Below are 21,256 nucleotides of genomic sequence, written 5' to 3' on the forward strand. Positions count from 1 at the left end.
ACCACCGTCCGGGGGTTACCATGCACGAGCCCCGCATCATCCGTTCCGGCGACGCCTCGACCTGGTCGCCACCGCTGCCGGAGGCCTCCGGCTTCGACCACTTCACCGTCGAAACACCTGGCCTTCGTACGCACGTCGCCACCATCGGCGAGGGAGATCCCGTCGTCCTGCTGCACGGATTCCCCCAGCACTGGTGGCAGTGGCACGCCGTGGCCCCGGTCATCGCCGCGGCCGGCTACCGGGCCATCTGCCCCGACCTGCGCGGTGCCGGCTGGACCGTCGCCGACAATCCGCGGATCGACCGCGAGACCCGGCTCCGCGACGTACTCGCGCTCTTCGACGCCCTCGAGATCGAGCGCGCCCACGTCGTCTCCCACGACATGGGCGCCATCACCGCGATGCAGCTGACCTACGACCACCCCGAGCGGGTGCGGACCGCGGTGCAACTCGCCGTACCACCGGGCTTCATGAAGTTCAGCCCGAAGGTCGTAGCGGGCTTCCGCCACCTGCCGCCGTTCATCTGGCACCGCCCGGGCGCCTCACTGCGCGGCACCTTCTCGGGCGCGTACGTCGCCCACCCGATGCCGGAGGCAACCATCGAAACCTACCTCGCGCCGCTGCGACGACCCGACATCGACGCCGCCGTCTGCCCACTCTGCCGCCACATGATCCTGCCCGAAGCCATGCGCATCACCCGCGGCACCTACCGCCGCCGGCGCCTCAGCGTGCCCACGCTCGTCGCATTCGGCCGCCGTGACCACCCTTGGGCCGCCCAACTGCAGCACATCTGCCCCGATCCAGGCCGGTACGCCGACCGCGTCGAGTTCGCGTACCTCGACGACGCAGCCCACTTCATCACCGACGACGCCCCCACAGCGGTCGCGACCCTCACCCTCAACTGGTTCAACCAAGCCACCTGATCGGCGGGCGCCTTCGTGATGGGCGCCCGCCCCCCTCGTGTCAGGTGCTCTTGAGGTCGCCGTACAGCTCGACCTCGGAGAGGTCACCGAACCAGCTCGTGGCGTTGTAGATCCGGACATACCGGTAGTGGCTCTCGCCCGACGCCTGCTGGTCGCTCCAGGTGTTTGCCGCCGCTCCGGTGAGTGGATTGGTGAGGTCGGTCCAGGTCTGACCGTCGTTCGATCCCTGTACGACGGTTCCGTCGGCACGCTGCGGGTGGCTGGCGCGAGGCAGGAACAGTACCTCGTCGGGCCGTACGGTCGCGTGCGCACCGAAGTCGATGACGTAGTACGCGCCGGGTCCGCTGTTCAGGTCGCCGTACGTAGCAGGATTGCGGTCGAACAGCAGGTAGCCGACCTGGTCGGCGCCCAGTCCGGTGCCCGGCCATTGTTTGTCGGAGGCGGTGACGGTCGCCACCTTGGCAACGTCGATGAAGTGTGCGGGATCGCCCGCGATGTAGAGCTTCGATCCGTCGGTGGTCCCGTACGCGGTCGGCCCGGCGTGACCGGTGGCATCGAGGTAGTCGACGGCGACCTGGATGTCGCCGGCCACCACGGTGCCGAGTTTCACCGAGGCGTTCCAGTTGATTCCGTCCGCCGAGTTCGCCTTCGCCGTCATGCCTTGGACGGTGACGGTCACCTGCTGGAGCGGCTTCTTCGCGGTGACTGCGACGTCGACGGTGTCGCCGGTTATGATCTTGCCCGCGATCGCCTGAGTGGACGAGATCGAGGTCGACTTCACCAGGTTGCCGATCTCGTGCCGCTCGCCGTAGATGTGGAACTCGGTCATCTCGAACACGCCGCGCACGATCCCGTACAGGACGTCCGGCAACTGTTTGATCATCTGCACCTTCAGGTACCGGAACTGATCGCCCTGCAGGCCTTTGGCGACGTCCAGGGTGTTGTAGTCCTGGGTGTACGCCGTGACCCCGGGCGTGAGCCGAGTCCAGTTGACCCCGTCGTCGGAGCCGAAGACGGCCGAGTTCGCGAGCCGGTCGGCGAAGATGTTGCTCTGGAACCCGAACTTCGTGGCGGAGACCCGGTAGTCGGGCCCGAAGTCGAACGTGTGCGAGAGGTTGACGGCCTGGGGATAGACGGTGCCGGTCTGCTCGTCGCCGTCGACGAGGTTGACGGTGCGGTCGCCGGCGGTGGAGGAGACGACGAGCCCCGGGTAGTCGAGGCTGCCGTCCAGCGCGATCTTCGGCGAGAGCGGGCGCAGTCCGTCCACGGCCCCGACGACGGCGGTCAATGCGGCCTGGTACTCGGTGTCGGACCCGCTCATGCGCAGGTTGTCCGCGACGTCGACGGCGTTGCTGTAGGCATCCTTGGACGCGGACTCGTACACGGTCTGGTGCTCGAACCCGTCCTTCGCGAGCGCCAAGGCGCTGGTGCGGTCGCCGGCCGCGGCCAGAGTGACGCGGCGGGCGGCGATATTGGTGCCGTCGTCGGCGGCGACGGTGACCGTCCAGGTGCCGGCCCGGGTCGGCTTCCAGGTAAGCGTGCCGGTCGCGGAGTCGAGCACGGCGCCCTCGGGGAGCCCTCTCGCGGTGTAGGTCGTGCCCTTGGCTGCGGTCGCGGCCAGGTTGACGGTGGCCTCGGCGCCGAGCCAACCGACGACCCGGCCGGCTGCGGCGGGGAAGACCGGCCCGGTCAGCTCGGCCGCGGCATTGATGTTGATGTGGTCGAGGTCGACGGTGGCGCCCTCGACCTCGATGAACAGGATGTCGTCCATCGGTCCGTCGGTCGTGACGTAGCGCCACTTGCCGCCGGTGTTCGGCACGAGCACGGGGTAGTCGCGTTTCAGCGTGCGGCCGTTCCTGGCGGTCTGCAGGTGCATCACGGCGTCACCGTTGGTGCGGACGAGAAAGCCCAGCTTCGGGCGGTCGGTCGCACCGTTGAGGTAGGCGATCTTCGCGCCGGGGGCCATCCGCACGTAGCCGTCGCCGGTCGTGACGTCGCCGGCCAGGCGTGTGTAGCGGTCCTCGACCTCGTAGATGTTGGGGTTGTTGCCCAGCGGCCGGGTCGACTCACCCGCCGCCGCGGCGGGCGCGAACAGCCACGAGTCGCCGCCGCCGTCGACGCCGTCCCACGAGTTGCCGACCACGCCGCCCCGGTAGTACAGCGGGCCGGGGCGTTTGGCATAGGCCTCGGCGTAGTACGGCGCCATCGCCTTGACGTCCTTGCCGAGCGTGAACCGGTAGTAGTAATAGATCTCCCAGAAGCTCGCGGTGACGTACCGGCCGCGGTAGCCGTCGGCGATGTGGTTGTAGGTGTCGCGGATCGTGCCGTCCGGGGAGATCGCGTACGCCATCGGCGTCCACGGAGTGTCGTAGCCGAGCATGAAGCGCCAGAAGTAGTCGGCGGCGGCGAGGATCCGGTTGCCGAGGAACTCGTACGGGCCGACGGCGTTCGGGGCCGCGGAGACCGTGCCGGCGACCGGGTCGACCTTCGTGCCTTGCGCCAGCAGCATCCGGGAGATGATCACCGCGTTGGTGAGGTCACCGCCGCCGTGGGCCTGGTCACGGCCCATCTCGGCGTGCTGGACGTGCGGGTTCTTGATCGGCTTGCCGGTCTTGTCGTCGTGGTCGACCCAGCGGAACAGCCGCGCGATCGAGCCGTTGAAGCCCTGATCCTTCGCGGTGGCGTTCACGGTGAACCACTCGACCGAGCGCCGGTAGAGAGCGGTGTCGTCCATGAAGATCGCGCCGGCCATCGCGCCCATCAGCGGGTAGCTGTGCTGGTTCATGAAGTGGTTGTTGTCGTTCTGGAAGGTCTCGATGACCGGTACGACGAGGTTGTGGGTGAACGCCTGCGTGTCCGCGTCGGTCCATGGATACGCTTCACCGGCGCACGAGGTGTAGCGCAACAGTTCGGCGGCGGACACCATCCGGTTGAGCGGGATGCCGGTGTGGATGTGCGCGTCGGTGAAGTACTCGTACTTCGCGGGGTCCAGCTGCTCCCAGATGCGGATGATGTCCAGCGCGTTCTTGCGATAGACCTCGTCGCCGGTGAGCACGTACAGCACCGCCTGCGTGTAGGACTTCAGCCCGTCCGCGATGAAACGGCCGTTGAAACCTTGGCTGTTGAACGCGTCGGAGGCGGGCTTGGACGGGTCCGTGCTGCTCCGGTTGGAGGACGTCACGCCGGTCCCGGCCGCTGACGACTGCTGCATCGCCCGAAACGACGAGGTCCAGGGTTCCGCGCCCGCGGCGATCTGCCGGCGGGCGTTGTCCAGGATCGGCTGGGTCAGCCCGACGCCGGGGTGCACGAACCCCTGCGGACTGACCGTGGGATGGAACGACACGGCACACGCGCCCAGCTCTCGCGCGGCGGCCGGCCGGGCCGCGGTGATGATCAGGAGGCCGGTGACAAGCACGAGGGCGACGACGAACGCGGCGAGTCGTCGAGTACGGGTAACGGCTGCAGTCGGATACACAGACAGCACCTTCTTCCTGAGGCGGAGACAGGAGGTGACTCACGACATAGTTAACGATTTCTACGCTAGGCATCATCAGGACGCCATGCCAAGAACACAAGACCTTGACGCTAAGAGTTTCTTCTCCTAGCTTTCATAGAAATCGTTAACTATGACGTCCCAGATCCTCTAGCTCACCCGGGAGATACACGCATGCCCAGAAACAGCCGTCGCGCCGTGCTGGCCGGCCTCGCCCTGTGCCTGGCCGCCACCGCGGTCTCCTGCAGTAGCGACACCGGCAAGAAGTCGGCCTCCGGCCCGGTCCAGATCGAGTACTGGGGCTGGACCGACGTCCAGCCGGTGGTGGACAAGTTCAACGCCACCCACACCGACATCAAGGTCAAGCTCGTCAAGCAGGCAGACCTTCCGGGCACCGCCACTGCGCTGCGCAACGCCGTCGCGGCGGGCAGCGCGATCCCCTGCCTGGCGCAGAACTTCGGCGACGTACCGGCCCTGCTGTCGGAGGGTCTCCTCACCGACGTGACCGACTACGTGAAGCCCGCGGAGAGCAAGTTCAAGGCCTCCGCACTCAGCGGCGCCAAGGTCCAGGACAAGTACTACGGCATCCCCACCGGCACCGGACCGACGTTCATGATGGTCAACCGCGCGGCCTACGACAAGTACGGCGTACCCGTGCCGAAGACCTGGGACGACGTGATCGCCGCCGGCAAGAAGCTCAAGCCACACGGCGTCCAGGTGATGAACCTGGCCGGTGAGGACCCGAGCACCCTGGTCAACCTGATCATCCAGGCCGGCGGAACCTGGTACTCGGTGCAGAACGACGCCTGGAAGGTCGACTTCCTCTCCCCCGAGTCCGTTGCCTCTGCCAACATTCTCCAGCAACTGGTGGACAACGGTCTCGTCGCCAACCAGACCTATCAGGACCGGCCGGCCCTGATCGCGTACTTCGACCAGGGCAAGATGGTCTCGTTGCCGACCTCGACCTGGCAGCTGACCAACTACGAGCTGCACTTCAAGAAGACCATCGGCGACTGGGAACCGGTCGATCTGCCGCAGTTCGCCGGCGCCACGAAGTTCGCGACTCCCGCGCACGGCAGCGCTCTGCTGGTGCCGAAGGGATGCCAGCACCCCAGGGAAGCAACCGAGGTGGGCATCTGGATGAACACCACCAAGGACGGCGTCGACGCCACCTACGACAAGGCCACCGGGTCCTACGCCTGGCCGGGTGCGATGCCCGACCCGTCGCCGTGGATCGACGCCTCGGTACCGCGGAAGCTGTTCGGCAGCCACCGTTCGGAGGCCAAGACGGTCATCGACAAGGCCTCCGGGTCCGGAGTAGACAACTGGCTGGTCGGCCCCAACTACACCGGGGTCTTCAAGGAGCTGCAGGACCAGTGGGCGCAGGCGGTCACCAAGAAGATCACCTTCCGCCAGCTCCTCGAGAACATGCAGAAGTTCACCGTCGACGATCTCAAGGCCAAGGGCATCAACGTCGCGAGCTGACACCGAGATCGAGTGGGAGGAGTCGGGATGTCCCTGGAGCTGAAGTCGAAACCGCTGATCACACCACCCGGCCGGCGCGACCGGTACGTCGGTGCCTCAACCCCGCGCTGGCGGCGTACCGTCGCGCTCAAAGGCGCATCGTTCACCGTGCCGTTCTTCGCCGGCTTCGTGATCTTCACCGTGGTCCCAGTGGTGATGGCGCTGAGCAAGAGCCTCTACACAGCGAAGAGCTCCGGCCTCGGCTTCGGCGCCAAGACCGTCAGCTTCAGCGGGTTCGAGAACTTCGACCGCGTCCTGCACGACGTGAAGTTCTGGGGCAGCCTGTGGCGGGTCGGGCTGTTCGCGATCGTGGTCATCCCACTGATCCAGGTCACCAGCCTGGCCTTGGCCCTGTTGCTCGACTCCGTCCGCCGACGAGCCGCCGGAAAGCTCCGGGTCGCGATGCTTGTGCCCTACATGAGCCCCGGCATCGTCGCGACCCTGATCTGGATCTATCTCTACAGCCCTGCCGTCGGGCCGCTCACGCCGTTCTTCAAGCTGTTCGGGATCGACGCGAACTTCTACAGCAGCGGGCTGATCTGGGTGTCGGTCGGCAATCTGATGGCCTGGGGCAGCATCGGCTTCAACATGCTGATCGTGTACGGCGCCCTGCAGGCGGTGCCCCGCGACATCTTCGACAGCGCGCGGGTCGACGGCGCGTCCGAGTGGCGGATCGCCTGGTCGATCAAGGTGCCGTACGTACGGCGTTCCCTGGTCCTGGTCAGCGTGCTGGGCATCATCGGAACCCTCCAGATCTTCAGCGAACCGTTGCTGTTCCGCTCGATGACACCCGAGACCGTCACCAAGGACTTCACCCCGATCATGACCATCTACAACCAGGCCTTCGCGGTCGGCGACTTCAACTACGCCGCGGCGCTGTCCATCGTTCTCGCGCTCGTGGTCGGCCTGATCTCGGCGACCTTCTACAAACTCACGAACAAGGCTCCCGCATGACCGGAACCGCTGCCGCCAGACGCCGCACCGACGACGATCTGCCCGCCGGCCATCATCCGTCCAAGCTGTCCAGGATCCTGGTCCGGACAGGTCTCGTCCTCTTCCTCGTCTACTCGATCGCCCCTGTCTGGTTCCTGATCGTCTCCGCGACGAAGGACCAGCGTGATCTCTACACCACCAACGGCCTGTGGTTCGCCCGGTTCCATCTCTTCGACAACGTCCGGGACCTCTTCACCTACCACGACGGAATCTTCCTGCGCTGGATGGCGAACACCCTGCTGTACGGCGTCGCCGGCACCGTTGGGATGACCATCATCTGCGTCGCGTGCGGCTACGCCCTGGCGATGTACCGGTTCCGCGGCCGCGGGATCCTGATGGGCTGCATCATCGCCTCGTTCCTGATCCCCGGCGCGCTGCTGACAATTCCGTCGTTCCTGCTCTACACCCGGTTGCACCTGGTCGACACACCATGGGCGATCATCCTGCCGCACTTCTTCAGCGCCTTCTCGGTGTATCTGGCCAAGGTGTACGCCGAAGGGGCGGTCCCGCCGGAACTGCTCGAGGCGGCCCGCGTCGACGGAGCGGGCGAGTACCGCGCCTTCTTCACCATCGGAGCGCGGCTGATGACGACCGGATCCGCGACCATCTTCCTGCTCGGGTTCGTCGGCTCGTGGAACTCCTTCTTCGGGCCGCTGGTGTTCCTGCGCGGCGAACAGAAATGGACCCTGATGCTCGGCCTGTACTCCTGGCTGAACGTCAAGGTCGACCAGTCCGTCGACCTGACCGGACTCGTCATCGTCGGAGCGATCGTCTCGCTCGTCCCGATCGTCGCCCTGATGCTCTCCATGCAGCGGTACTGGCGCTCCGGCATCACGCTGGGCAGCCTGAAATAGCTTTCCATCCCATGAACGGAGGAGCCCGTGGCCGACCGCCCCGCGGCACTTTTCGCCCTCGGCGCACAGCATCTGCCGGACCTGTACCCCGCACGCTCGATGCACCGGCTGCAGCAACTCGTGCGCGTCGACCAGACCGTCGTGGCCGAGCGGTTCGACACCGGCGAGATCCGGACCGCCCTGGCCTCGACCGAGTTCCTGATCACCGGATGGGGCTGCCCGCCGATCACCGCGGCGGTCCTCGACGCGGCGCCCCGGCTGCGGGCGGTCCTGCACACCGCGGGCTCGGTCAAGGCGCTCCTCTCCCCGGCGTGCTGGGAGCGCGGCCTGGCGATCACCTCAGCCGCCGCGGCGAACGCCGTACCGGTCGCCGAGTACACCCTCGCCGCGATACTGTTCGCCGGCAAGAACGTCTTCCGGCTCCGCGACCGGTACCACGCGTCGAGGCATTTCACCCTGGCCGAGGTGCAGAGCGGGGTCGGGAACTACGGCCGGACGGTCGGGGTGATCGGCGCGTCCCGGATCGGCCGGCGCGTCATCGAACTGCTCCGTCCGTTCGACGTGGAGGTGTCGTTGTTCGACCCGTACGTCGACGCGGCCACCGCCGCCGAGCTCGGCGTACGGCAGGTCGACCTGGACACGTTGTTGCGCACTTCTGACGTCGTCAGCGTGCATGCCCCGGCGAACCCGCGGACCGATCGGCTCGTCGGCGCCGAACAGCTCGCGCTGATGCGGGACGGGGCGACCCTGATCAACACCGCCCGCGGCAGCCTCGTCGACACTGCCGCGCTGATCGAACACCTCGAGGCCGGCCGGCTGTACGCCGTACTCGACGTGACCGAACCCGAGCCGCTGTCGGCCGGCTCCGCACTCTGGGAGCTGCCCAACGCCTTCCTGACACCGCACATCGCCGGCTCGCACGGGAACGAACTGGCGCGGATGGGCGACTGCGTCATCGACGAGCTCGAACGCTTCCTCGCCGGGCGCCCGTTCGCGCACGCGATCGTGGCCTCCGATCTGGACCGGGTCGCCTGACCTATCGTGGACCCGTCCAGTCTCTCCGAAAGGGGGCCACGGTGGCACGACAACCGACCTCCGGCGACCGTCCGACCGTCAAGGACGTCGCCGCCGCGTCGGGGGTGTCCGCCACCACGGTGTCGCGGGTGCTCGCCGGCAACTATCCCGTGTCGGCGGCGACCCGCGCGCGGGTGCTGAAGGCGGTCCGCGAGCTGGACTACGTCATCAACGCCCAGGCCCGGGCCCTGGTCGGCGGCGGTACGAAGACCGTGGCCTTCATCGTCCATGACCTGGTCGGTCCCTCCTTCGCGTACGTCGGTCAAGGCGTCGAGCAGCAGGCGACCGCCGAAGGACGGCTGTGCCTGGTCTGCGCCACCCACGGCGATCCCGAACGCGAACTGGAACTCGTCGAGCTGATGCGCGAGCAGCAGGCCGAAGCGGTCGTCCTGGTCGGAGGCCGGGTCAACAGCCGGTCCTACGTCGAGCGGGCGATGCAGATCGCCCACGCGCTCGACAAGTCCGGCTCGCGTCTGGTGCTGTGTGGCAGCCCGCCGCTCGGCCCCGATGTGCCCGCCACGGTGGTCGAGTACGACAACGAAGGGGGTGCGTACGCCGTCACCAGCTACCTCATCTCCCTCGGCCACCGCGACATCGCCTTCCTCGGCGCCGGCGAACCGGGCCACACCACGATCGACGGACGTCTCCGCGGGTTCGAGCGGGCCCACGAGGCACACCAGCTGCCGATGACTCCGCACCGGACCCGCGCGATCACCTTCGACCGCGAGTCCGGGTACCAGGCCACCCGCGACCTGCTGTCCGGCGACCGGACGTTCACCGCGATCTTCGCGGCGACCGATGTCGTGGCCAGCGGCGTACTGGTCGCGTTGCGGGAGGCCGGCCTCCGGGTGCCCGAGGACGTGTCGGTCGTCGGGTACGACGACATCCCACTGGCGAGGGATCTCACCCCCGAGCTGACGACGGTCCACGTGGACTACGAGGAGCTCGGGCGGACCGCCGTACGCTATGCCCTCAACCGCGACCGGCACGCCATGAGCCAGCACACCGTGATCGGCACGCACGTGATCATCCGTGACTCTGCCGGCCCACCTCCGAGGCGTTCAGGACGAGCTGACCTCAGGTAGCCATAGTCACCCCTTGACCGCGCCGATGATCACGCCCTTGGTGAAGTGGCGCTGGATGAACGGGTAGACCAGCAGGACAGGGACGATCGCGATCACCACGATCGCCATCTTGATCGCCAGGCCGGGCGCCGGCTGGAGGCCCAGCCCGACGCCGGTCGCGATGCCGCCGGCGCCGGTCGGGAGCGCCTGTTGCTGGACGATGTACGTTCGCAGGACCATCTGCAGCGGCCACTTGGTGTTGTCGTTGATGTACAGCAGAGCGTTGAAGAACGCGTTCCAGTAGCCGACGGCGTAGAACAGGCCCACGACCGCGACCACGGCCTTCGACAACGGCAGCACGATCCTGCGCAGGATCGACAGCTCCCCGGCGCCGTCGATCCGGGCGCTGTCGATCAGCTCTCCCGGGATGCCCATGAAGAACGAGCGCATCACGATCAGGTTGAACCCCGAGATCGCGGCCGGCAGGATCAGCGACGCGTAGTGGTCGATCAGCCCGAGCGAGTTCACCAGCAGATAGCTCGGGATGATGCCGGGGCCGAACAGGAACGTCAGCAGCACCACGAACAGCAACGGCCGGTGGAACAACGACCCCGGCCGCGACAGCCCGTACGCCGCCAGCACGGTGATGCCGAGGCTGAACGCCGTACCGACGGCGGTGATCGCAACGCTGATGACCAGCGCCTTCGTCACCACTCCGCCCGAGAGCAGCTGCACGTACGCCGCCACGGTGAGCTCGCGCGGTACGACGACCAGGCCGCCCGCGCGGGTCACCGCCTCGGTCGACGACAGGCTCGTCACCACCACGACGTACAGCGGGAACGCGACGGCGAGCGCGATCAGCGTCAGCACCACCGGCTTGCTCAGGCGGCCGGCGACGGTCGGTTCTTCTTCCCAGACAGCTCTTGCGGTCATGAGCGCGAATACACCCCCTGCTCGCCCACCAGGTGGGCGAATCTGTTGGCCGCCAGGACGAGTACGAGGCCGACGACGCCCTTGAAGAGGCCTGCGGCAGCGCCGTAGCCGAAGTCGCCGACGAGCAGGCCCTGGTAGTAGACGTAGGTATCGAGTACCTCCGCGGCGCTGCCGCCGACGGCGCTGCGTTGCAGGATGAACTGTTCGAATCCGACGGTGAGGGCGTCGCCGAGGCGCAGGATCAGCAGCAGCACGATCACCGGGCGCAGGCCGGGCAGGGTGATGTGCCAGAGGCGGCGCCAGCGGTTGGCACCATCGGCCGCGGCCGACTCGTAGAGCTCCGGGCTGATCGTCGACAGCGCGGCGAGGAACACGATCATGCCCCACCCGGCGTCCTTCCAGACCGCCTGTCCGGTGACCAGCAGGATGAAGGTGTCCGGCTTCGTCATCAGGTCGATGGCCTGGTGCCCGTGCTCGCGCAACGTCTGCGAGAGCAGGCCGGCGCCGCCGATCATCTGCTGGAACAGCGAGACGACCAGCACCCAGGAGAAGAAGTGCGGGAGGTAGACGATGCCCTGGACGACGTTGCGGATCTTCGCGGACAGCACGCTGTTCAGCAGCAGGGCGAGCGCGATCGGGATCGGGAAGAAGAAGATCAGCTGCACGGCGGTGATCGAGAGCGTGTTGGCGACGGCCGTCCAGAACGCCGGCTCGGAGAACATCCGCTGGAAGTTGGCGAACCCGACGAAGTCGCTTCCGCGGATCCCGGCGTACGGCGAGTAGTCCTGGAAGGCGATCACGTTGCCGAGCGTCGGGAAGTAGTGGAACACGCCCAGCAGCACCATCACCGGCGCCACCATCAGCAGCAACGGCCAGTCCCGCCGCAACCGGTGCCGGAATCCCATCCCACCGGCCCGCGTCGCGCGCGCCCGAGCCTCGCGGACCCGGACCCTACCGACCGTTGTCACTGAGAACCTTCGCGTAGAAGTCACGGCCTTCGTTGCCGCCGTTGTCCTGCCACTGCTTCACCGCGGTCTTCAGCTCGCTGACCGGGCGGCGGCCACGGAAGATGTCCTGCAGCGCGTCGTCGAAGGGCTTGCCCAGCGCGGCCATCTTGGCCGGTTGCTCGACCCGGATGCCGTCGAAGAGATTCTTCTCCCGGACCTTGGCCGCGGCGTTCTGCCAGGCGCTCATCGACTGCACGTAGCCGGGGTACTCGCTCTCGGTGATGGCGAGCGGCCGCCCGCCGAGGAAGATGTAGGTCTGCGAGACTTCCTTCTGTCCGAGCGGCGTCAGCTTCGGCGCACCGTTGCTCTGCAGCGTGTAGTGCTTGCCCTCGACCCCATAGTTGTAGAGCTGGTATTCCTGGGTGCCGAACGGCGCCGCCGTGTAGTTCAGCACGCCGAGCAACTCCTTGACCCGGTCCTGCCCGACCCCCTTCTTCACGAAGGTGAAGATCCCGGCCGGATCGCCGGTCCAGACGATCGGCGTACCGCCGTCGTGGGCGAACGGCAGCACCGGCTGCGGGTCGAACTTCGGGTTGATCGGCAGCTGCCGCTGCAGCGACTCGTGCCAGCCACCCAGGCCGTTCTGCCGGATCAGGAACTTGCCGCCCTCGAACAGCGCGTTCTCGTCCGCGCCTCCGCCGGCGACGACTTCCGGATGCACATAGCCGGACTGGAACAGCTGTCTGACGAACGCCACGCCTTCGGCGAACTCCGGCGTCTCGATCTTGTTCACCAGCTTGCCGCTGGAGTCCTTGCGCCAGCTGCCCGGTGCACCGAACGAGCGGATCACCTCGTCGGCGACGCTGCCGAACGCCCAGCGGCCGGTCTTGGCGTCGGTCAGCTGCTTGCCCAGCGCAAGCAAATCCCCCGAGTTCTTCGGCGGCTCCGCACCGAGCTGGTCGAAGATGTCCTTGCGGTACATCATCATCCACGGGAACCCGTCGGACGGGAACGGCACCGCCTTCAGCTGCGAGTTCCAGACGCCGTACGCCCAGGCCCGGGTCGGCAGGTTGGCCAGCATCGGGTACGCCGCCGCCTTGTCGCCGGCCAGGTACGGCGTCAGGTCCTCGAACAGCTTGTCCGCGGCCTGGCCGAACCGGGTCAGGCCGGAGATGTTCCAGCCCGGGATGCAGAGCAGCTCCGGGATGTTGCCGGCAGCAAGAATCGGGCCGAGCTTGTCGCCGTAGTCGTTGCCGTTCAGGATGTTGAACTTGACCGGCGCGCCGATCCGCTCGTTGTTCGCGTCGAAGTACGAGTTGTTCGCCAGCGGCGGGATCGGGCTCCACAGCGGGGTCATCGCGGTGACTTCCCTGCCGCTCGCCACCATCTTGTCCGGCACCGCTCGCTTCAGCTCGCCCGGATAGTGCGAGAAGCCCGGCGCGGCGCCGTTCTCGCCGGGCAGATCCGGCCTCACCGGTTCGTACCGGAGGTACTTCGGCAACAGGCCCGCCAGCTTGTCCTCGGTCTCCGCCCGCCCCGCCGTCCCGGATCCCGTGCTGCCCTTGGAGCAGCCGGTCAGTGTGACCCCGCCGGCGGCGGCCGCCGCGCCGGCGCCGAGCAGGGAGATGAAGGTCCGGCGCCTGGGGCCGCCGATCTCTGGTCCGGTCACGTCGCATCCCCTAGAATTTGTTTGGCTGATAGCCAAACAAATTAACGCAGAGCCGACGGCACGACAAGGTGTAGAACTGACCCAGAACTTTCTTCCGAACGGACGGGCCTTGATCACACAGACCGCGGACCACACCGACATCCGCGCCACCAACCTGGCCGCGGTGCTGGGGCACCTGCGCCGCGGGGCACCGTGCTCGCGGGCCGCGATCGCCACCGGCACCGGCCTGAACAAGGCGACCGTCACCAGCATCGTCGGTGAACTCCTGGACCGCCGGCTGGTCCGCGAGACCCAGCAGACCCAGAACCACGTCGGCCGCCCCGCGACGCTGCTGGTCCTCGACGGGTCGGCGTACGCGACGATCGGGCTCGAGGTGAGCGCGCGCGGCCTGACCGCGCTCGGCTGCGACACGGCGGGCGAGCAGGTACTGCGCTGGCACCGGGCCGGGCCGGGCGTCGACGCCGGACCGGCGAAGACGATCGCCGCGCTCACCTCACTGGCCCGCCGGGCGATCACCACCGTGCAGTCCTCGGGGCGGCGCATCCTCGGCATCACGGTCGGCGTACCGGGGCTGGTCAACCGCGAGGGCAGCGTCGTCCTGGCGGCCGGGCTCGGGTGGCGGGACGTGCCGCTGCGCGCCGAGCTGGCCGCGGCGCTCGGCCGGCCGGACATTCCGGTGACGGTGGACAACGACGCGTCGCTAGGGGTGCTGGCCGAGCACCTGTACGGCGAATACGCCGGTACGCCGAACCTGATCCACCTCACCGGCGACACCGGCGTCGGCGCCGGGATCATCGCCGACGGCCGGCCGTTGCAAGGACACCTCGGGTACGTCGGGGAGATCGGCCACCTGCGCCTGATCCCGAACGGCCCCCTCTGCCCGTGCGGCCGCCACGGCTGCCTGGAGGCCCTCGCCGGCCTCCCCGCGATCCTCGCCCGCGTCGACGCGACGGGCGACGAGGACGACTCGCAGCACCGGCTCGAGGGGCTCCTGCGGCGCGCGGAGGACCGGGAGGCGGAGGTCATCGAGGTGCTCACCGAGGCGGGCACACATCTCGGCCACGGCATCGCCGCTCTCGTCAACGTCCTCAACCCCGAGGTGGTGGTGCTCGGCGGCGCGTACGCGCTGCTCGCCGAGCACCTGGCTCCCGCGATCGACAAGGCCCTCCGTGAGGCCACCACCGCCCCCGACGCCGGCGGCTGCACCGTCGCTCCGTCGACCTTCCCGCACACCGCGACTCCTCTGGGCGCGACGGCCCACGCCCTCACTCCGCTGACCAGCGGCCGGCTGCCGGGCTGAACACCCCAACGCAGGCTGGACAGGGCATCCGCGGGGTCTTGACCGTGAGCGCACGGGATGCCACTCTCGGTCCCACGCCCGATCTGTCGAAGCGCTTCGACATACCCAGCCAACGGAGTCGATCGCCATGAGTACTCCAACTCCCCGGTTCCGCGACCCGGCCCAGCCGCCCGCCGAGCGGATCGACGACCTGCTCGCGCGGCTCACGCAGGACGAGAAGATCGCGCTACTGCACCAGTACCAGCCGCAGGTCCCCCGGCTCGGCCTGGAGGCGTTCCGCACCGGCACCGAGGCCTTGCACGGCATTGCCTGGCAAGGCCCGGCGACCGTGTTCCCGCAGGCGATCGGCCTGGCGGCCAGCTGGCAGCCCGACCTCGTCCGGGCGATCGGCTCCGCCGTGGGCGACGAGGTCCGGGTCTTCCACCAGAAGGACCCGGCGTGCGTCGGGCTGAACGTCTGGGCCCCGGTGGTCAACCCGCTCCGCGACCCGCGCTGGGGCCGCAACGAGGAGGGGTACGCCGAGGATCCCTGGCTGACCGGCGTCGTCGCGACGGCCTACGCGCGCGGGCTGGCCGGCGACCACCCGGCATACCTGAAGACCGCGCCGACCCTCAAGCATTTCTTTGCCTACAACAACGAGACCGACCGGTGCACGACGTCGAGCAATGTCCCTCCGCGCGTGCTGCACGACTACGAACTCCCGGCGTACCGCGCACCGATCGAGGCCGGCGCCGCCGTCGCCGTGATGCCGTCGTACAACCTGGTGAACGGCCGGCCGGCGCACCTGAGCCCGCTGATCAACGACGTACTGCGGACCTGGGCGTCCGAGGACATCCTCGTGGTCAGCGACGCGTACGCACCGGGCAACCTCTTCGGCGTACAGCAGTACCTGGCCGACGGACCGACCGCGTACGCCGCCGCGCTCAAGGCCGGCGTCGACAGCTTCACGCAGGACGACTCGAACTCCGCTCCGACCGTCGAACGGCTGACGAAAGCGCTTGACCGTGGGCTGATCACCGCCGGGGACATCGACGCCGCGGTACGCCGGGTGCTCGCGATCCGCCTCCGGCTGGGTGAATTCGACCCGCCCGAGCTCAGCCCGTACCACGAGCTCGAACCCGAGCTGGTCAACTGCCCGGCACACCGCCGGCTCGCCCAGGAGGCGGCCCGCGCGTCGATCGTGATGCTCAAGCACGACGGCCGCCTGCTGCCTCTCGCCGCGTCCACGCTGACCCGGGTCGCCGTCATCGGCCCGCTGGCCGGCACGCTGTCCGCGGACCTGTACGCCGGCACGCTGCCTTACCAGATCACCGCACTCGACGGCGTCGCCGAACGCCTGGGCCGGCACCGGGTCGAGTACCACGAGGGCGTCGACCGGATCTCCCTCCGAGTGGCCGGTACGTCGTCGTACGTCACCGTCGGCCCGGACGCGGTACTGCGGGCCGGCAGCGTGCCCGGTGAGTTCGACCTGTTCGACTGGGGTGGGGGTTCCTGGGCGTTGCGGTCGGTGCTGAACGGGCAGTACGTGACTGTTGCCGATGACGGCGAGGTGGTGGCGGACCAGCCCGGGCCGAACGGGTGGGAGGTCAAGGAGACCTTTCGGCTCGTGCGGCAGGCTGACGAGGTGCTGATCCAGCATCAGCACAGCGGCCGCTACCTGTCCGTCGACCGTCACGGCACGGTCGGCCTCGCCGACGAGGGCTCGGCGTTCGAGGTCGACGTACTGGTCGACGGAGCGGCCCGGGCCGCCGAGCTCGCGGCCGCGGCCGAGGTCGCGATCGTTGTCGCAGGCAACCACCCGCTGGTGAACGGCCGCGAGACCGAGGACCGGCGCAGCCTCGATCTCCCGGCCGGACAGGAACGTCTCGTCCGCGAGGTCCACTCGGCCAACCCACAGACCGTACTGGTGCTCACCAGCAGCTATCCGTTCGCGATCGGCTGGGCTGAGCAGCACCTCCCGGCGATCCTGTGGTCCGCACACGGCGGTCAGGAGTACGGTCGCGCGCTGGCCGACGTACTGTTCGGCGACCACGATCCGTCGGGCCGGCTGACCCAGACGTGGTACCACTCCGCCGCCGATCTCCCCGGTCTGCTCGACTACGACATCGTCACCACCGACGCGACGTACCTCTACTACCGGGGCACTCCGCTCTACCCGTTCGGCCACGGCCTCAGCTACACGACCTTCGCGTACGGCGATCTGCGGCTGAGCACGCCGTCGGTACCGGCGGACAGCGAGGTGCAGGTCACGTTCACCGTCACCAACACCGGCGTCCGGCCCGGCACCGAAGTCGCCCAGCTGTACACCCGCCAGCAACGGTCACGGGTCAAGCAACCCCTTCGGCAGTTGCGCGGCTTCCGGCGGATCTCGTTGCAGCCCGGCGAAACCGCCTCGGTCGAGCTCACCGTCGCCGCGGCCGACCTCGGATTCTGGGACGTGACCCGCGACCGCCACTGCGTCGAGACCGCCCACCACAGCATCATGGTCGGCCGCTCCAGCACCGACCTCCGCCTCACCACCACCCTCGACGTCCGCGGCGAGCGGATCCCCCCACGCAGCCTCGACCTGGCCGCGACCGCCTTCGACGAGTACTGCGCCGTCACGCTGACGGCCGCGACCCCGGAGCGCGGCGACGCCGTGATCTCGCTGGAACCCCAAGCCTGGCTGGCCTTCGACGACGTCCTGCTCGAATCCACCCGCTACCGGGCCCGGGTAGCCAACCGCAGCACCCTTCCAGCCACCATCCAACTCCGCCTGGACGATCCCCTCCACGGCCAACCCCTCAGCGCCCTACACGTCCCACCAACAGACGGCCTGATCGAAATCACCGGCGAACTCACCCCGGCGACCGGACCACACACCCTCTACGCGGTCTTCTCCACAGCCGACGTAGTACTCGAGTCCCTACACGCCGAAGCTCGTGCGCCGCGCCTCGACGACACAGCTGACGAACGACATCGCGATCACCGACGGACTGATCAGCCGGCGTGACAATCGACTACTGGCCGTCGGAGATGGCGTTGGCGGAGAGCGCGTCGGAGACCAGGCGGGTGAGGTCGGCGGCGGGTATTCCGGTGAGCGGGGACTGGTTGCCGCCCCAGAAGCGTGCCGCTCGCGAGCCCGTCACCCTTGCGGCGCGATGTCCGTCCACGATCTCGCTGTCGATTCCCCACGACCGGATCAGGGCGGCGACCCCGTTGGCCGGATCGGCGGGCAGGTGGCCGTATCCGCTGGTACGGATCCATCCCCAGGCCCGCCTGAGCCGTTCCCGGTCCCCGAATCGATCGTCGCCGTCGTCGATCCGCCGCCAGATCGACGGGAGCACCGTGCCAAGAGCAGCAGCCGGACGAAGCCGCAGGATCCCGATCAGCTCAGCCGTGACGGCCCAGGCCTTGCTGACGTATGGATGCCTGCCCACGATTGCCGGCCCGACTTGTGTGACGTTCAGGTACGACGCGAGCAGCCGGTCAGGCGCCGACAAATCGCCCGCTTGCGCGCGGAGGCCCAGCGATGCCAGCGCACTCGTAGCCGTCTGTGCCTCGACAGCCGTCATCGTCTCCTGGCCGTCTCCATCGACATACGGATCCACGAATCTGGCCAGCGACATCAGAAGTCCGTCGAGAACAGCCTGTCGTGCCAGCGACTTGGTCAAGCCGCTGTCGATGGCAGCGAGCGAGGGTGGAAGTCCGCCGCCGTAAACCACGCGCTGCTGACCACGAAGCCGCACCGCCGCATGCGGGCTCAGCTCGGCGGCCGATCCGAACGTGGTCGGCACGAGGATCTGCCGGACCCGCGCGGGAGCTTCGAACGGCAGGGTGATCACGCCCCGGCCGGCACCGCGTGCGCGGACGACAGCCAAGGTCCGATCGTCGGCGAGCTGGTGGCAGGCAAGCTTCGTCACGTCGAGCGCCGCGGTACCACCAATGGCCACCACGTTGTCGGCCGGAACTCGTGTCAGCAGGGCAGCGAGCGTCTCGACCTGCTCGACCGTGGCGGGCGCCTGGATCAGGTGCAGCCGGTCAGCAGGGACTTTCAGCCGGCGCCGGACACCGTCCACGAGCCGGAAGTTCGCCGCGGCGAATCCGGAGCCGAGGACCAATACGTTCTGCTGCCGCGGAATATCACCGGATACCACCATGTCCAACGCGCCCTCGCCGGCACAAATCCGAGTCCGGCACCCCCATTGCGCAACCGCATTGGCGCGTCCCGGCACGTCGACGACTCCCTTCACGGATCCATCATTGTCCGCCGCCGCCTTTGACGAAGTCAACGCCGAAAGGGTAAATGCCAGGTATCCACAAATGCACCCACTGGAATTGGGTGCAATTTTTCACGGGTCCGAAGCCGGGACCTACGAACCGGCCGTTTTCGCCGCTTGCATTTCTTGGTCACCAACCGGGCCGTCCGGCGGTGGATTGCTCGCCGGCACGGTGACACGGAGCCGGAACCGGTCGCCGGTCGTCTCCGTAGTACAGGTGCCACCGATCCGCTCGACCCGCTCGGTGATACCGGTGATCCCGAATCCCGGCGCTCCCGGCTCCCCGGCCGCCACCCCGTCGTTGTCGATCGTGAACCTGAACCGGCTCTCGATGCGCACCAGCTCCAGCGTGCAGTTCGTCGGGTGGCTGTGCCGCAGAATGTTCGTGACCGCTTCCCGGACCACCCAGGCAAGCACATCACCGGCGGCTCCCTCGGGCTGGTCGCCGATCCTGATCTGGCAGACCGCTCCACGTGACTCCAGGAGGTCGACCGCCGCCGCCAGCTCGGCGTCCAGATCCGCGGTGAGCGTGTCATGGGCGATGCCGCGCATGTCCTCCAGGGCCTGCCGTGCCAGCAGATGCGCCGTACGGCTCTCCCGCTCGGACCGCTCCACGTCCGCGGCCGCCAGCCGCTCCGCCAACTCCGTCCGCAACATGATTGTCACGAGGTTGTGTCCGAGCCGATCGTGTAAATCCCTGGATATCCGGTCCCGCTCCTGGTGCAAGGTCATCCTCGCGATCTCGGCGTGCGCCGCCGCCAGCTGGACGGCATGGACAGCGAGCAGCGACATCGCGCGGACCGCGATCGCGCCGACGACGTAGAGCACGGTGTAGTAGACGATGGTGAGCACATCGGGATTTGCCACGATCCGGAGATGCCAGAGCCACATCCCGACGAGGACGAGGAGCTCGAGGCCGAGATAGGCAATCCAGCCCCAGATGCCGTCGGTCAGTATGAGCAAGAGCAGACCGATCATCGCGATGGCCCCCGCCGGACTCAGCAGGGAGCGGAATGCGATTGCCACCAGCAACGCGATGAGCGTACTCGGCACGACCAGTGGCCACGTGCGTCGCAGCGGCATCCCAACTGCCCGGATCACCATGCCGTGCAGGCAAATCAGGAGTTGCAGCATCATCAGCGCCGCGTAACCAACGGCCTCTGGGACACCGCTCATCGTCACGATCGCTGTCACGCCCGGAACGACGATCCCGCCGGCAATGACCGCCGCGCAACCTGCCATCGAGAGCACAAACGCCCGGCCGCCACGGCGGACGGTTCGCCAGTTGCGAACATTCCCGAGGGCCGGCCATGGGATCCCCGTCACCAAGCCTCCGTCCCTTCCCCCGTCACCCCGCAGGATGCCGGCCCTGTCCACGGGCCCGAAGAGTCGTCGTCGCCCGCCTGAATGGCCAGCGGGCAAGTCAGTCTACTTCGCCTGTCTGTCCGGGAACGGCGTCGACTTGCCCACCACGCGGGAATCGTGGGTCCACCGTCCCGCCCGGACACCTGAGTAGTACCGTCGAAGGGCAACTGTGGCCAAGGGCAAGCTTCGACGCCTGCGCAGTTCGGCGGTATCGCGGCGCGGAGGACCTGCTCGCACGACAAGGGGGATCGGATGGCAATACGAGTGCTGCTGGCGGAGGATCAGCAGATCCTGCGGGAAGCACTGGTATCGCTGCTGGACCTCGAACCCGACATCGAGGTGGTGGCTACCGCGGAGCGCGGTGACACCGTCATCGGCCTGGTAGAGACGAGCAAGCCCGGCACCGTGCTGCTCGATATCGGACTCCCCGGGATCAGCGGCCTTTCCGTGGCCAAGGAGATCCGGCAGAGGTTTCCTGATGTCCGAATTCTGTTGCTGACGTCGTTGGACAAGCCCGGAATCGTCCGCGAGGCGTTGTCGGCGGGCGTCCAGGGTTTCCTGCCGAAGGGGATATCCACCGCTGAACTGGTCGACGGAATCCGGCAGATCAGCATGGGGAAACCGGTCGTGTCACCCACGCTGCTCTCGGCCGCGCTGTCCGTCGGCGATAATCCGCTGACACCTCGCGAACGCAGCATTCTCCAGCTCGCCGCAGCGGGGACACCGCCACCCGAGATCGCGCAGCAATTGTTTCTCGCTGAGGGGACGGTCCGGAATCGCATTACCGGCATCATCGGTAAACTCTCGGCGCGCAATGCGACGGACGCGGTTCGCATCGCCCAGGAAGCCGGCTGGATCTGA

Annotated in this window: 15 protein-coding genes; 9 read left to right on the forward strand and 6 right to left on the reverse strand. The window is 67.9% G+C overall.

The features are described 5' to 3' along the window. Nucleotides 1–20 precede the first annotated feature (20 nt). Nucleotides 21–920, forward strand: coding sequence for an alpha/beta hydrolase (locus VFF46_RS04160; RefSeq protein ID WP_325035667.1), 900 nt, complete (start codon nt 21–23; stop codon nt 918–920). Between the two features lie 40 nt (nt 921–960). Here VFF46_RS04160 and VFF46_RS04165 read toward each other — a convergent pair whose 3' ends face one another. Then, nucleotides 961–4,395, reverse strand: a complete 3,435-nt coding sequence (locus tag VFF46_RS04165) for a putative Ig domain-containing protein (RefSeq protein ID WP_325035668.1) — start codon at nt 4,393–4,395, stop codon at nt 961–963. Nucleotides 4,396–4,587: 192 nt separating this feature from the next. Between VFF46_RS04165 and VFF46_RS04170 the strand changes: the two genes are divergently transcribed. Genes VFF46_RS04170 through VFF46_RS04190 form a run of 5 tightly spaced genes read left to right on the forward strand, consistent with a single transcriptional unit; the run spans nt 4,588 to nt 9,943 of the window. After that, the gene (locus tag VFF46_RS04170; RefSeq protein WP_325035669.1) at nt 4,588–5,898 is read left to right on the forward strand and encodes an ABC transporter substrate-binding protein; all 1,311 of its coding nucleotides are present in this window, start codon (nt 4,588–4,590) and stop codon (nt 5,896–5,898) included. A 27-nt stretch (nt 5,899–5,925) separates the two neighbouring features. Beyond that, entirely contained in the window at nt 5,926–6,891 is a 966-nt protein-coding gene (locus VFF46_RS04175) for a sugar ABC transporter permease (RefSeq protein ID WP_325035670.1), read from the forward strand. Beyond that, the gene (locus VFF46_RS04180; protein ID WP_325035671.1) at nt 6,888–7,784 is read left to right on the forward strand and encodes a carbohydrate ABC transporter permease; all 897 of its coding nucleotides are present in this window, start codon (nt 6,888–6,890) and stop codon (nt 7,782–7,784) included. Before VFF46_RS04175 ends, VFF46_RS04180 begins: the two co-directional genes overlap by 4 nt. Before the next feature lie 27 nt (nt 7,785–7,811). Then, nucleotides 7,812–8,819, forward strand: a complete 1,008-nt coding sequence (locus tag VFF46_RS04185; protein ID WP_325035672.1) for a hydroxyacid dehydrogenase — start codon at nt 7,812–7,814, stop codon at nt 8,817–8,819. 41 nt (nt 8,820–8,860) lie between these two features. Continuing rightward, nucleotides 8,861–9,943, forward strand: coding sequence for a LacI family DNA-binding transcriptional regulator (locus VFF46_RS04190; RefSeq protein ID WP_325035673.1), 1,083 nt, complete (start codon nt 8,861–8,863; stop codon nt 9,941–9,943). Between the two features lie 6 nt (nt 9,944–9,949). Here the strand turns inward: VFF46_RS04190 and VFF46_RS04195 are convergent, their stop codons facing one another. Genes VFF46_RS04195 through VFF46_RS04205 form a run of 3 tightly spaced genes read right to left on the reverse strand, consistent with a single transcriptional unit; the run spans nt 9,950 to nt 13,471 of the window. After that, nucleotides 9,950–10,855 (reverse strand): carbohydrate ABC transporter permease, encoded by a 906-nt coding sequence (locus VFF46_RS04195; RefSeq protein WP_325035674.1) that lies wholly within the window; start codon nt 10,853–10,855, stop codon nt 9,950–9,952. Then, entirely contained in the window at nt 10,852–11,823 is a 972-nt protein-coding gene (locus tag VFF46_RS04200) for an ABC transporter permease (protein ID WP_325035675.1), read from the reverse strand. The genes VFF46_RS04195 and VFF46_RS04200 overlap by 4 nt, the downstream gene beginning before the upstream one ends. After that, nucleotides 11,807–13,471, reverse strand: a complete 1,665-nt coding sequence (locus VFF46_RS04205) for an extracellular solute-binding protein (RefSeq protein WP_325035676.1) — start codon at nt 13,469–13,471, stop codon at nt 11,807–11,809. The genes VFF46_RS04200 and VFF46_RS04205 overlap by 17 nt, the downstream gene beginning before the upstream one ends. A 109-nt stretch (nt 13,472–13,580) precedes the next feature. Between VFF46_RS04205 and VFF46_RS04210 the strand changes: the two genes are divergently transcribed. Together VFF46_RS04210 and VFF46_RS04215 are read left to right on the forward strand one after the other, a co-directional pair. Continuing rightward, nucleotides 13,581–14,771, forward strand: coding sequence for an ROK family transcriptional regulator (locus tag VFF46_RS04210; RefSeq protein ID WP_325035677.1), 1,191 nt, complete (start codon nt 13,581–13,583; stop codon nt 14,769–14,771). Nucleotides 14,772–14,898: 127 nt separating this feature from the next. Further along, on the forward strand, nt 14,899–17,763 hold the full coding sequence (locus VFF46_RS04215; protein ID WP_325035678.1) for a glycoside hydrolase family 3 protein: 2,865 nt from the start codon (nt 14,899–14,901) through the stop codon (nt 17,761–17,763). Nucleotides 17,764–17,770: 7 nt separating this feature from the next. On the opposite strand, the gene VFF46_RS04220 is transcribed toward VFF46_RS04215, so the two are convergent. Both VFF46_RS04220 and VFF46_RS04225 read right to left on the reverse strand, forming a co-directional pair. Beyond that, a complete protein-coding gene (locus tag VFF46_RS04220) occupies nt 17,771–19,003 on the reverse strand; it encodes an iron-containing alcohol dehydrogenase (protein ID WP_325035679.1) in 1,233 nt (410 codons plus the stop codon). 120 nt (nt 19,004–19,123) lie between these two features. Further along, complete coding sequence (locus VFF46_RS04225; protein WP_325035680.1) at nt 19,124–20,206, reverse strand: sensor histidine kinase; 1,083 nt, start codon at nt 20,204–20,206, stop codon at nt 19,124–19,126. Between the two features lie 441 nt (nt 20,207–20,647). On the opposite strand from VFF46_RS04225, the gene VFF46_RS04230 reads away from it, so the two are divergent. Further along, complete coding sequence (locus tag VFF46_RS04230; RefSeq protein WP_325035681.1) at nt 20,648–21,256, forward strand: response regulator transcription factor; 609 nt, start codon at nt 20,648–20,650, stop codon at nt 21,254–21,256.

It is taken from the genome of Kribbella sp., from assembly GCF_035655035.1.
In the GTDB taxonomy this organism is placed as follows: Bacteria; Actinomycetota; Actinomycetes; order Propionibacteriales; family Kribbellaceae; genus Kribbella.